Raw genomic sequence first — 12506 nt, 5'->3', positions numbered from 1 at the left:
GGATCGTCTGCTGTCGTTCTTCGCAAGGGCGCTTCGGATTCAGGCGGATGGCAGAGGCAGGCGTCTCTTGCGCAGCTTGAGAATGATGTAGATGGCCACCACGCATAGGCTGGAGAGAGAAAACAAGCATAGAAACAGAAATTGGGTGGATGACAACCATGACGCGGTTTCGGGGCCGAACCAGCGCTCCAACTGGGTCTCGGGCACAGGCGGCATCTTTGGTTCCTGCCAGCCCTGCCAGAAGTCCGCATGCGTGTCCGGGTGCATGCCCGCTGCAAAGCGTGTCTGCATGAAGTGTGTCTTGGCCGCGAGTCGCTGCTTGGCAGCTGCGCGCGCCTGATAAAACCAAGGCGCAATCGGCAGCTTGCTCTGTTCATTGCCACCCCACATGTTCATGCGGCTCAAGCGCTCCGCAAAAGCCTCGGTCTGGGATTCCTCCTTCCACATTGGACGCTCTTTGAAATGCGTCTCAGGCAGCAGCCATGCGCGAAAGGTGTCTGACGCGTAAACAGGCAGCCTGCCTTCAGAGACGAGCTCCGCCAGGCGCAGGCAGGCCAGGTAGCAGAGGGTGTAGCGCACCTCGGAATACTCAACACGGAGCCTGTTGGTGCTCAGGCCGATGAGATGCCAGGCCACAAGGCTGTGCACGTCCACGCTGTCCTGCGCGGAACCCATCTGGATGAGTCCGCAGAAGCCTTTGATGAGTGCGTCACGGCTGATGCTGGTGGTGCCAGGGAAATCTCCGAAGGAGGCATAGCCCAGCGCGGAGGCGTTGTACTTGAATTCTGAGTCGGTGGCTTTGGATGGATTCTTCAGTCCGGCCTGCCACCACTGCAGGAGCGAGAGGTGTGCACGCTCACGGCCAAAGTGTGCGTCAGGATTGATCTCCAGTGCAGCCTGCACTTCAGCGATGGCGTTTTCCAGCTTTTCGCTGTGGGTGTTGCGCTCCGCCGTTTTCAGCCACTGGTGCGTGCGGAAGACGCCCAGGTTGGCGTGCATGCGGTAGCGGTGGTCCTTGGTCTGTTCGGGTGGCAGTGGCTGCATGCGGGTGTTCTTTTTCTCCATCCACACCACGGCTTCATCGTGGCGGCCTAGGCGGTCGCTTGAGACGGCGGCATCGTCGTAGAGTTCGAGCTTCTGTGGCTCTGTGGCCAGTTCATGCGTCACACGGTCAAGGCGCATCTGGTAGTACTCAGGCGGGAAGCGGTCAAACCATCCCACCATGGTCTCCACCACCTCCAGCCGGCCCTGGGCCTCCATGGCGATGGTGTCACGGTCCCACAGGCAGGCGGCCAGAGGTGTTGACATGAGGAGGAAGAGGCAGGCGGGGACCAATCGCATGCGAGTACCGAAGCAGTGACTCGATGCCGGTGCAAACAGACGTGCATTCATCTTTGCACGCATGGAAGCCCCGGCCGCGCGCGTTTGATCTCACTCCTCATTCATGAAACCGCTGCTTCTTTCCATTCTACTGGCTGCTGCTGTCACCGCCCGTGCAGATGATCCTCCTTACACCCAGGTGCCGGCGGAGTTTGCGGGGCAGTACTCGCCGGGGAAGTCGCCGCTCACCTTCACTGATGGCACCCCCGTCAAAACAGCCGCCGACTGGACCCGCCGCCGTGCGGAGATCCGCGCCGAGTGGGAGGCTCTCATGGGCGCCTGGCCTGCGGTCATCGAAAATCCCAAGGTCGAGGTGCTCGCCACCACCCAGAGGGAAGGGGGCATCACCCAGCGCAAGGTGCGCGTCGAGATCGCTCCCGGCCAGACGGGAGATGGCTACCTGCTGCTGCCAGCCAAAACCGGAAAGCGTCCGGCCGTTTTCGTGCCTTTCTACGATCCGGAGACCAGCGTGGGCCTCAATGAGAAACCCATGCGCGACTTCGCCTGGCAACTCGCCCAGCGCGGCTTCGTCGCCCTCGCCATCGGCTCTCCCGGCGGCGATGCACGCAAGCCCGTCCTCAGTCCCGCCGCCCACTGCCAGCCGCTCAGTTACCTCGGCTACATCTGCGCCAACATGTGGCACCTTCTCGCCGCTCTGCCGGAGGTCGATGCCGCACGCATCGGCATCGCCGGCCACTCCTATGGCGGCAAGTGGTCCATGTTCGGCTCCTGCCTGTGGGACAAATACGCCTGCGCCGTCTGGAGCGACCCCGGCATCGTCTTCGACGAAACACGCCAGAGCATCAACTACCAGGAGCCCTGGTACCTCGGCCTCGATCCTTCTGTCACCCGCAAGCCCGGCCTCGTCCGCGAAGACAGCCCCCGCACCGGAGCCTACAAGGCGCTCGTGGAGAAAGGTCACGATCTCCAGGAGTTCGAAGCCCTCATGGCCCCGCGTCCCTTCCTCGTCTCCGGCGGCGCGGAGGACCCGCCCAAACGCTGGACCGTGCTCAATCACACCATCGCCGTCAATCAACTCCTCGGCGTCACTGGCCGCGTCGCCATGACCAACCGCGAAAAGCACGAGCCCAACCCCGAATCCAACGACGCCATCTACCACTTCTTCGAATACTGGCTCAAGCCCTGACCCATTCCGCAAGGCTGGCAGAGCCTCCGTTGCGTCGACGTCGAAAGAGAGGAGCACGGACACTCCTGTCCGCCTCCGGAAACTCTACTGACTTCCATCCCCCCGACATGCCACAAAGCCGGCTCCCGATAGTGGTCCGCACAACGCGAAGCCAGCCGAAGGCAATCCTCTGTGCGGCTCGCAAGCCTGCTGATCCACAAACCACATTCCCACCCGCGCAGCACCCAGCGCTCCTTCCCCGATACGCCACAAGGTCGGCCCCGCACCGTTGCGTCGACGTCGAAGGAGAGGAGCACGGACACTCCTGTCCGCCTCTGGAAGCCCTCCTGACATCCAGCGCATCGCATGCCACAAAGCCGGCTCCCCATCGTGGTCCGCACAGTCCTCTGTGCGGCCCGCAAGCCTGCTGATCCACAAACCACATTCCCACCCACGCAGCACCCAGCGCTACTCCCCCCGACATGCCATAAGGCTGGCTCGCCCTCATAGTGCTCCGCACAACGCGAAGCCAGCCGAAGGCAATCCTCTGTGCGGCTCGTCAGCCCCCTGATCCACAAGCCACATCCCCACCCGCGCAACATCCAGCGCTTATCCACCCCTCCACGTTTCCATCTCCTGCTCAGAGTTTTATGGTTTGGGGCAAAGGCGGTACTTGACGTAGGGTGGCTCTGTCCACGAAGGTATTTATTCTGCAACCTTCGAGAGCTTCGTATCGAGATCATGCCTGCGAACACCACCCCAGCCGCCTCCGCCGAATCCGCCATCCAAGCCGCACGCCAGGCTGTGGAGGTCCAGCGAGCTGCGGTGAAGGAGTTTCCTGGCAAGGCCCCCGGCCTCGTTCGCGCACTGCTCACCCTTGGAGATGCCCTGCGGGATGCCGGAGATGTCGCTGGGGCCGAAGCCGCCTACCTCGATGCCCTGGAAGCTGGCAAGGAACTGGAGATGCCCGCCGAGGCCATGGCCAGCGCCCGCGCCAGCCTGGCCACGCTGCTCGACTTCAATGGGCGCGAAGCCGAGTCTCTGCCCTACTACGAGGAGGCCATCAGCAATCACGAGGCGTTGGGCGGCGAACACTTGGAAGTGGCCGCACAGCTCCGCAACAACCTCGCCATGACCTACAAGTGCATGGATAAGTTTGCCCTCGCGGAGCAGCACTACCTCCGTGCGTTGGAGACACTGGAAAACAAACGCGGCCGCAGGTCCGAGTCTGTGGCCTGTGTGTTCAACAATCTTGGCAGCCTCTACTACGCCGCCGGATTCCCGGATCAGGCCAAGGAGATGTTTGAAGACGGACTCAAAATCCGCACCGAAGTCTTGGGAGAAAACCACCGTGATGTGGCCCAGTCCCTCTGCAATCTGGCCACCGCCTGCCACGAGCTCAAGGACAACGCCGCCGCCCAGCAGCATTTTGAAAAAAGCCTCGGCATCCTGGAGGCACAGCTCCCCGAGGAGGCTCGCAGCTACGAGGCCATCGGTCTCGACTACGTGGCCATGCTGGACATCATTGGCGAGGAAGGGAAGGCCACGGCGCTGAAAAAACGCATGGAAAAGGCTCTGGCCGCAGTTTGAATCACACAGGCGTTTGCCAAACGCTTCGTCCTCATGAAAGATGGGGTGCGCGCATGAATTCATCCACTGCTTTACAAGAAAAGACCTGGACCGGCACCGCTGTGTCGAATGGGGTCGCTCACGCAGTGGTGCATGTGCTTAAGGATCACTTTGACGAGCCTGACGAGGACAGCATCGAGCCAGGCACCGAGGCCCACCAGATGGAGCGGCTGCACGCCGCTCTCGCGGCCACGGCCCGGGAGATCGAGGAACTCCAGCGCGTCATGGCCGGAGAGCACGGCAGCGCCGAAAGCGAGATCTTTGAGACCCACCTCCTCATCTTGCAGGACTCCACCATCCTCAAGCAGACGGAAAAAGTCGTGCGCGAGCAGCACGTCTGCGTGGACTGGGCCTACTACAAGCTTATGTGCAAGCACATGGACGCTCTGCGCGGTCTTTCAGACTCCTACCTGCGCGAGCGCTTCCTGGACGTGAAGGACGTCACCCAGCGCGTCATGCGCCACCTGCGCGGCGAGCTGCTGGATCACCCGATGTTTGACGAGCCCGTCATCGTCGTAGCCCATGACCTCACGCCTTCGGACACCGTGCAGCTTGACCGCAGCAAGGTCCTTGGCTTTGCCCTGGAGACAGGCAGCGCCGTGTCCCACGCTGCCATCATCGCCCGCTCCCTGGCTCTGCCGGCGGTGGTGCGCCTGCATGGCATCTGCGATGAACTGCACAGCGGCGATACCGTGCTGCTGGATGGCGAGGGCGGCCTCATGATCAAAAACCCCTCTGCCGAGACTCTGGCACGCTACCGCGTGCGCGAGGAGCAGGCTGAGCGGCGCGAGGACGTATTCCAACTGGAGCGCCATAATCCCTCCCTCACCCTCTGCGGCACCGCCATCTGCGTGGGTGCCAATGCGGAGTTCATCGAGGAGATGAAGATCGTTCAGGACAGCGGCGCGGAGGAGGTGGGCCTCTTCCGCACGGAGTTTCTTCACCTCGAAAACCCCGACGCCACCGAGGACGAACTGGCCACCGCCTACAGCCGCGTGGTGGAGTCCCAATCGCCCAAGCGCGTGGTCTTCCGCACCCTCGATCTCGGCGGCGACAAGGTGGACGAGCGCCTCGCGCTGGAGCCGGAGCCCAACCCATTCCTTGGCTGGCGTGGCATCCGCCTCTCCCTTGGCAGGCTGGATCTTTTCAAACGTCAGCTCCGTGCCCTGCTGCGCGCCGCAGCCTTCGGCCGCGTCGGCATCATGTTCCCCATGGTGTCCAGTGTGCAGGAGGTCCTGGAGGCCAAGGCTGTGCTCAAAACTTGCGAAGACGAGCTCAAGGCCGAAGGCATCGACATCCCTGAAGGCATCGAAGTCGGCGCCATGATCGAGATTCCCAGCGCGGCGCTCTCGGCCGACCTCATCGCCGCAGAGGTGGATTTCCTCAGCCTAGGCACCAATGACCTCATCCAGTACACCATCGCGGTGGATCGCCTGAATGACCGTGTGGCCAAGCTCTACCAGCCCACCCACCCCGCAGTCTTGCGCCTCATCGGCATGTCCGTCCAGGCCGCGCGCTCCGCAGGTATCCGTGTCGGCATGTGCGGAGAGATGGCTTCAGATCTGACCCTCACGCCCCTGATGATCGGCCTCGGCTTGAACGAACTCAGCGTGGCCACCACTCAGATCGCCCGTGTCAAACACGCCGTGCGCCGCCTCTCTGTGGCCGACTGCGAGGCTCTGGCACAATCCGTCCAAAAAAGCACCTGCCCCGCCGAGATCAGAAAACTCAGCAGGGCAGTCGCTGACCGGTGTTACCCGGAATTGTTTGAGTAAGCCTGCGGCATCGTCAGCGGTGATCGGCAAACTATTGCCAACAACCGCAAACAACCGCAAACCATTGCAAACTCCGGTTAGGCTGCCAGCTTCGCTCTGGCCTTGCGCGGCGCTTTCGCGGCCGTCTGCGGCTTCGGAGCCATGGTGGGGCGGAAGGCGTCGCCAAACAGATACTGACGGGCGCTGTCCACCTGGCCCATCACGCGGCGGTGCCACTTGGTGTATTCCTTGCCCAGGCGCTCCTCGGCGTCTTCGATTTGCAGAGCTTCGTCCAAAGACAGATGCTCGGTGCTCAGCTCATTCTGGAAGGAGATTTCCGGGATGTGAAGCTCCACGGCCTCAAACATGTCCATCACGCGGGCGGCATAGCTGCTGTCCCACACCTTGTCATCCTCGTCATAGCAGCTCGTCACCAGATGGGCGATGAGGTACTCAGCATTGTCAGAGAAAACTTCGGCCGCGTCAGTCACAGAGTCAAAGCTCTCGCGGTCCACCGTCACAGGCAGCACCACGGAAAGCGCCACGCCAGCGGACTGGAAGATCTGGTCCATCTCGCAGCCCTGATAGAACTTGTTGAAGAACTCACCAAGCCCTGTGCTCACATCCAGGATGGTAAGGGGGGAGGCATCCACATGCGCTAGGAAGGATCGGGGCGTGAGGCTGCTGGCATCAAGGGCTGTGGCCCCCATCTGAGTGCCGCAGTCTTCCTCCGAAAGGGTGAGCAGTTGATGGGTGACTCCATACTGTTGGAGGTAACGATGCAGGCAGAGAGCCAAAGTGCTCTTGCCGGTGCCAGGATAATCGTTCTGGATGAGGATGAGCTTCTTCATAGTCGTGTCGTTTTCTTGAATTTCGAGACTATTATGTAAATTATAATATATATTGCAAGAATAAATATTTTAACTTTCCGTAATTTCAATAAGAAGACACAGGCGCGAAATCAACTCCAGCCCTGCAAAATCAAGGGCTCCAGCGTCACTTTAGGGGTGAAACGAATTGTAAAAAAAATGTCATTCGCCCAGCCCAACTTGCCAAATAGTGTACACTTTCGCGCCTTAAATGAGGGGATAATGACGGGGAAATCTGAAAAAATCCCCCTCATCAGCAGTGAGGATCCGGCCTGAAAAAGCACTAAGGCTCACCAAATTTCCAAAAACGACGTGTTCAGAGCTGCTCACTGCAAATTCTGCCCGAAGCCGTCCTTGCGCACTGAAAAGGAGGCTCTAATATCGCACGGACACGCACCTGCTACCCCGTGGTGTAATGGTAACACAGGAGATTTTGATTCTCTCGTTCAAGGTTCGAGTCCTTGCGGGGTAACCACTCTGACAACGGAGCAGTCGATTTGCCCTCTCGTCAGAGCTTGCTGCCAATAAAAGCAAGTGTATCCGCCACATCCTGAGCACTTAACACCGCTTCCAGGCCCTCAGGCATGAGTGAGGTGGTGAGAGTCTTCTGCTCCCGGATATCCGAGCGCAGCACCACAATCTCAGCGCCACCGGGCAGGCGGAGCGTGATGTTCCCAGGAGTCTCGGAGACTAGCTGGCCCACGACAAGGCTCTGGTCCTTCTTGGTCACCTGCGTAGCTGCATTGCGCTGCTCCACAGCGCGATTGGGATCGAAAATGGCCTCAATGAGCTGTTCTCGCGGTTTGGTGGCAACAGTGGTGAGGTCAGGGCCCATTTCGACGCCGAGATCGCGCACCTTGTGGCAAATCATGCAGGTTTTTTGGAAAACGGCCTTACCGCGCACGGCATCGCCTGCCAGACTGGCGGCGGAGGCGACATACTGTGCCACGACCTTCTGGCGGTTGGGATTGTTGCTGGTGATGACAGGCAGGGGCACGGCTTTGGCGGGCGCTTTCTGCGGTGCATGCTTGAGCAAGGCGGCTTCGGTTTCGTTAAACACATCATCGGATGCGAAGCCCGTAGCGGTGAGGGCTGCGGCGCGCACTTGGGGAGACAGCGGCTTGAGCAGGGCAAACACCTCCTGCGCCTGCATGCCCCCTAGCTGCATGAGAGTGAATGCGGCTTGGATTCGCACGACGGGCGGGGCGTTTTGGACGAGTTGTTTCAGTCCTGCGACGGCAGAGTTGTCATTGCGTTCAATTAGCAGACGCTGGGCGGTGTCGCGCATCCAGCCGTTGGTGGAAGCCATCGCGGCGACGAGTTCTGCGGAAGAGAGTGCGGCCAGTTTTGTATGGCGGGCCTCGGCGCGCTCTCCCGGGCGCGAGAGCGGACGGACGGCGTAGATGCGGCCACGATCCTCCCCGGCACGCAGGTCCAGCCCGTGGGCGATTTGGGCGGGAATCCACTCAGGGTGCTCCAGCACGAGACGGTACATGTCCACCACGTAGAGCGCGCCATCCGGGCCGGTGCGCGCCATGCTGGGTCGGAACCAGTTGTCCTCGCTGGCGATGAATTCGCTCTCTGCATCTCCAGGGTGGCGGTGGCTGGTAATCGTGCCGCCATCGTAGCTTAGCACTTCGCGGTGGACGAGGTTGTTGGCGGGCTCGCAGATGAAGAGCACGTTTTCACCATCCGCGCCTAGGGTGGTGTCGCGGAAGGGCATGGGAGAGCAGCCGGAGGTGAGGGTATTGATGGCGCTGCCTTGATTGAAGCGGCGCACGGGGGGGCTGGCGGGGAAGACGCGCTTTTCCGCATTCAGGTCGGTGCGCACCGCTTTGACCACCAGCTCGGGGTGGCGCTCCAGGTGGCGGAAGGGCAGCCAGTAGTGCCAGCCGATGTTGCTGTTGTTGTTGCCATACCAGTTGCCGTAGTCATCCCGCCATTTGCCGTACTGGCTGCGTCCGCCTTCCAAGGCAAACTCTCCAGTGCGGGGGGCAAAGCGGAAGTCATTGGTGCCTAAAGAGATTTTTTTGCCTGACTGTACGCAGGTGATGTCTCCGCCGCTGTCGCCATTGGCACCATAGAGCCAGCCGTCGAGTCCCCAGCAAAAGCCGTTCACCAGATGCTGAGGATTGCCTGCGGTGAAGCCGGTGTACCAAGTTTCGCGCTTGTCGCATTTGCCGTCCTCGTTTGTGTCTTCGGCGTAGAAAATGTCGGGTATGTTCGCGATGAAGACACCGTTTTTCCAGAAGGCCAATCCGGTGGGGTGCTTGAGGCCGTCGAGAAAGAGGGTGGATTTGTCGTAGACACCGTCTGCGTCAGTATCTTCCAAGATCTTGACGCGTCCTGCCTGGAGGTCGGAGACCTTGTCCTGACCGACGCCGCCGTCCTTGGTTTTTTCTCCGGGGGCAAAGGGGTAGTCGCCCATCTCCACCACCCACATGCGGCCGCGTGCATCCCAGTCGATGAAGACGGGGTCCTGCACCAAGGGCTCGGCAGCTACGAGACGGGCTTCGTAACCAGGCTTCACATGCAGCGCCTGCAGAGATTCCTGCGGGGACTTTGGTGCAGGACCGGGAACTTTGAGCAGTTCGGAGAAGGGGATGCTTTTCTTGGTGGCAGCGACCCACATGGCACCATCATGAAAGGTGACGCCGTTGTCTGTTCCATCTGCGTTAACGATCAGCGGCAGGCTGTGGGCGTCTCCGGCCTTGCCCTCCCGCATCACCTGCGTCCAACCCTCGTCCCACTGCAGGCCTTTTTTGGCCTTCTCCGCAGGCACAAAGAGAAACACGCCGTATTGGCGAGGGTTTGACAGCACGAGGTCATCATAGCCATCGCCATTGAGATCCGCAAAACGCACCCCGTTGTCATGCCCGTTTGTATCTTGGAGAGCGACGCCAGTCGGCAGCGTCTGGTTTTGCTGCTTTTTAGGAATCTCGACTGCCGCCAGGGGTGTCAAAATAAAGGTAAAAAGTAAGGACAAATGATTATGCTTAGGCATGATGGCAGGGGAGTCTTGATACCAACGCGCGCGCCATGCCTCTTCCTTTGTGCCGAATGCAAATTTTGTCCGCAAAATCCGGGCAGCATCAAGCAAGGCATGCCGAGCATGAAAAAGAAGGCTGCGCTCTATTCACCACACAATGGAAGTCTTCGCTGTAACCATCTTCATGAGCCTCGCGTTCGCGGTGCTGTTTGCAGTGATGTTTTTTGCCGAGCGCTCCCAGCGGAGGGACCGCGGCATCGAGCAGGATGCCCTGCTGCCGCTGGATGATGGTCCGCCGCCTGCCGATGTCCGCAAAAAATCGATTTCCTGATCATTCACCGCCACTCTCTCTATGACCACCAACGCCACCAAAATAACCATCGAATTCGATGATCGCACCGTGCGGCGCTTCATGATTGCTTCCATCATCTGGGGCATCGTGGGGATGCTTGCGGGCGTGTTTGTCGCCTCCCAGCTGAACTTCCACCAGCTGAACCTCGCCTCCTGGCTGAGCTTTGGCCGCCTGCGTCCGCTGCACACCAATGCGGTGATCTTTGCCTTTGTGGGCAACATGATGTTTGCAGGCGTGTACTACTCCACGCAGCGTCTGTGCAAGGCGCGCATGGCGTCTGACCTGCTCTCAAACATTCACTTCTGGGGGTGGCAGCTCATCATTGTGAGTGCGGCGATCACCCTGCCGCTGGGGCTGACTCGCGGGCAGGAGTACGCAGAGCTCATCTGGCCCATCAACATCGCGGTGGCGTTGATCTGGGTGGTGTTTGCGGTGAACTTTTTCTGGACGCTGGCCAAGCGCAACGAACCCTCCCTCTACGTGGCGCTGTGGTTCTACATCTCCACGGTCATCACCATCGCGCTGCTCTACATCGTCAACCATCTCTCCATTCCGACGAGCTGGACGCACAGCTACACGATCTTTGCCGGCGTGCAGAACGGTCTGGTGCAGTGGTGGTACGGGCACAATGCGGTGGCCTTCTTCCTCACCACTCCGATCCTCGGCATCATGTACTACTTCCTGCCGAAGGCGGTGGAGCGTCCGGTTTATTCCTACCGCCTTTCGATCGTGCACTTCTGGTCCCTGGTCTTCATCTACATCTGGGCCGGCCCGCATCACCTGCTGAATACCGCACTGCCGAAATGGCTGCAGATGCTGGGAATGTTCTTCAGCCTCATGCTCTGGGCCCCCAGCTGGGGCGGCATGCTCAATGGTCTGCTGACTCTGCGCGGTGCATGGGACAAGCTGCGCACTGACCCGGTGGTGAAGTTCTTCATCGCTGCCGTGACCTTCTACGGCATGTCCACCTTTGAGGGGCCGCTTCTCTCCATTCGTGCAGTGAATGCGCTCTCGCATTATTCTGACTGGACCATCGGTCACGTGCACTCCGGTGCCATGGGCTGGAACGGCTTCATGGCCGCCGGTCTCTTCTACTGGCTGACTCCCCGCCTTTACGGCACCAAGCTCTACTCCACGAGCATGGCCAACTTCCACTTCTGGATCGGTCTCATCGGCATCCTCGTTTATGTGGGCGCGATGTGGGTCTCCGGCATCATGCAGGGGCTGATGCTCAATGCCACTACGCCGGACGGCCACGCGCTGGTGTATCCGAACTTCATCGAAACTCTGACAGCGATCCGTCCCATGATGGCCTTCCGTATCATCGGCGGCAGCCTCTACCTGGTGGGCATGATCATCATGGCAGTGAACATCTGGCTCACGATCCGCAAGGGCAGCCCTGTGAATGAAAAGCGTGAGGTGGCCGTGATCGAGCGCAATCAGCGCGACACCATGGGTCTGAAGGAAACCTTCTTCAATGACCCGATCGCCTGCACCTTTGCCGGGCTTGTGTTGATTCTGGGCTGGCTCTTCCTGCCTCCGGGTGCGGACATCGCCTCCTTGGGCTGCGCTCTTGTCTTTGGTGTGCTGGCGGTGAAGCGCTTTCAGGGAGGGCACCATCGCTGGTCCGCCTGGTATGACAGCCTGCTGAACAACTGGCTGCCCTTCACGGTGCTGACCTTTGTGGCCGTGGCCCTGGGTGGTCTGATCCAGATCGTGCCCACCGTGCTGGTGAACCGTGCCACGAATGTGGAAGACCGCATCCAGCAGCCCTATACGCCGCTGGAACTGGCCGGTCGTGACATCTATGTGAGCGAAGGCTGCTACAACTGCCACTCCCAGATGATCCGCACCATGCTGCCGGACGTGCTGCGCTACGGCGACTACAGCCGCCTAGGAGAGAGCATTTATGACCATCCCTACCAGTGGGGCTCCAAGCGCACCGGTCCGGACCTGGCCCGTGAAGGTGGCAAATATCCGCACAGCTGGCACTACGACCACATGAAAGATCCGCGCGCCATCTCAGTGGGGTCCAACATGCCCGCCTACCCGCACCTCTTCACGGAGAAGTTTGACCAAGGCACGCTGTGGAAGAAGGTCGGTGTGCTGACTCAGCTGGGGGTGCCTTATCCTGCCATGACCGAAACCGAGGTGAAGACCAAGGCCGTGGAGCAGGGCATCAAGATCGTTCAGGAGCTGGAGGCACAGAGCCGTGCCGGAGCGATGCCTGACAGCAAGATCGTGGCCCTGATCGCCTACCTGCAGAAGCTCGGAAAATACGATGCCGTTGATCCTGAGCAAAAGCCGCTGGCCAAGCCGGAAGGCGTGCCCTTCCCGCTGAAACCCGGCATTCCGGACGGCTATCGCACCTCCGCCGTGACCAAGTAAAACCCTCTACCCGCAGCAT

General features: G+C 60.3%; 8 protein-coding genes and 1 tRNA gene. 6 read left to right on the top strand and 3 right to left on the bottom strand.

The window, feature by feature from the left end; translation table 11 throughout:
* Positions 1-39: 39 nt before the first annotated feature.
* Positions 40-1308: a hypothetical protein gene (locus HNQ65_RS07860; RefSeq protein ID WP_184338946.1), complete on the bottom strand. Its 1269-nt coding sequence runs from the start codon at positions 1306-1308 to the stop codon at positions 40-42.
* 136 nt (positions 1309-1444) lie between these two features.
* Between HNQ65_RS07860 and HNQ65_RS07855 the strand changes: the two genes are divergently transcribed.
* From HNQ65_RS07855 to ptsP, 3 genes are all read left to right on the top strand, one after another.
* The gene (locus HNQ65_RS07855; RefSeq protein WP_184338945.1) at positions 1445-2527 is read left to right on the top strand and encodes a dienelactone hydrolase family protein; all 1083 of its coding nucleotides are present in this window, start codon (positions 1445-1447) and stop codon (positions 2525-2527) included.
* Between the two features lie 720 nt (positions 2528-3247).
* A complete protein-coding gene (locus HNQ65_RS07850; protein ID WP_184338944.1) occupies positions 3248-4096 on the top strand; it encodes a tetratricopeptide repeat protein in 849 nt (282 codons plus the stop codon).
* Between the two features lie 53 nt (positions 4097-4149).
* Positions 4150-5910, top strand: a complete 1761-nt coding sequence (ptsP, locus tag HNQ65_RS07845; RefSeq protein ID WP_184338943.1) for a phosphoenolpyruvate--protein phosphotransferase — start codon at positions 4150-4152, stop codon at positions 5908-5910.
* Between the two features lie 77 nt (positions 5911-5987).
* Here ptsP and HNQ65_RS07840 read toward each other — a convergent pair whose 3' ends face one another.
* Complete coding sequence (locus HNQ65_RS07840; protein WP_184338942.1) at positions 5988-6740, bottom strand: hypothetical protein; 753 nt, start codon at positions 6738-6740, stop codon at positions 5988-5990.
* 419 nt (positions 6741-7159) lie between these two features.
* Here HNQ65_RS07840 and HNQ65_RS07835 point away from each other — a divergent pair.
* Positions 7160-7233 (top strand) — tRNA-Gln (locus HNQ65_RS07835).
* 33 nt (positions 7234-7266) lie between these two features.
* On the opposite strand, the gene HNQ65_RS07830 is transcribed toward HNQ65_RS07835, so the two are convergent.
* The gene (locus tag HNQ65_RS07830; protein ID WP_184338941.1) at positions 7267-9744 is read right to left on the bottom strand and encodes a PVC-type heme-binding CxxCH protein; all 2478 of its coding nucleotides are present in this window, start codon (positions 9742-9744) and stop codon (positions 7267-7269) included.
* A gap of 187 nt (positions 9745-9931) precedes the next feature.
* On the opposite strand from HNQ65_RS07830, the gene HNQ65_RS07825 reads away from it, so the two are divergent.
* Together HNQ65_RS07825 and ccoN are read left to right on the top strand one after the other, a co-directional pair.
* A complete protein-coding gene (locus HNQ65_RS07825; RefSeq protein ID WP_184338940.1) occupies positions 9932-10078 on the top strand; it encodes a hypothetical protein in 147 nt (48 codons plus the stop codon).
* A gap of 21 nt (positions 10079-10099) precedes the next feature.
* Positions 10100-12487 carry a cytochrome-c oxidase, cbb3-type subunit I gene (gene ccoN / locus HNQ65_RS07820; protein ID WP_184338939.1) on the top strand — a complete coding sequence of 796 codons (2388 nt, stop codon included), beginning with the start codon at positions 10100-10102 and terminating at the stop codon, positions 12485-12487.
* The last annotated feature ends 19 nt before the right edge of the window (positions 12488-12506 follow it).

The organism is Prosthecobacter vanneervenii (assembly GCF_014203095.1).
Taxonomy (GTDB): Bacteria; Verrucomicrobiota; Verrucomicrobiia; order Verrucomicrobiales; family Verrucomicrobiaceae; genus Prosthecobacter; species Prosthecobacter vanneervenii.
Note: the sequence above shows the minus strand (reverse complement) of the source record. Positions and strands in the feature narration are given on the sequence as shown.

What these genes read in the sequence shown, in the direction of transcription:
- HNQ65_RS07860 (WP_184338946.1), bottom strand. Translation starts at nt 1,308, where the DNA reads ATGTCAACACCTCTGGCCGCCTGCCTGTGGGACCGTGACACCATCGCC.
- HNQ65_RS07855 (WP_184338945.1), top strand. Translation starts at nt 1,445, where the DNA reads ATGAAACCGCTGCTTCTTTCCATTCTACTGGCTGCTGCTGTCACCGCC.
- HNQ65_RS07850 (WP_184338944.1), top strand. Translation starts at nt 3,248, where the DNA reads ATGCCTGCGAACACCACCCCAGCCGCCTCCGCCGAATCCGCCATCCAA.
- ptsP (WP_184338943.1), top strand. Translation starts at nt 4,150, where the DNA reads ATGAATTCATCCACTGCTTTACAAGAAAAGACCTGGACCGGCACCGCT.
- HNQ65_RS07840 (WP_184338942.1), bottom strand. Translation starts at nt 6,740, where the DNA reads ATGAAGAAGCTCATCCTCATCCAGAACGATTATCCTGGCACCGGCAAG.
- HNQ65_RS07825 (WP_184338940.1), top strand. Translation starts at nt 9,932, where the DNA reads ATGAGCCTCGCGTTCGCGGTGCTGTTTGCAGTGATGTTTTTTGCCGAG.
- ccoN (WP_184338939.1), top strand. Translation starts at nt 10,100, where the DNA reads ATGACCACCAACGCCACCAAAATAACCATCGAATTCGATGATCGCACC.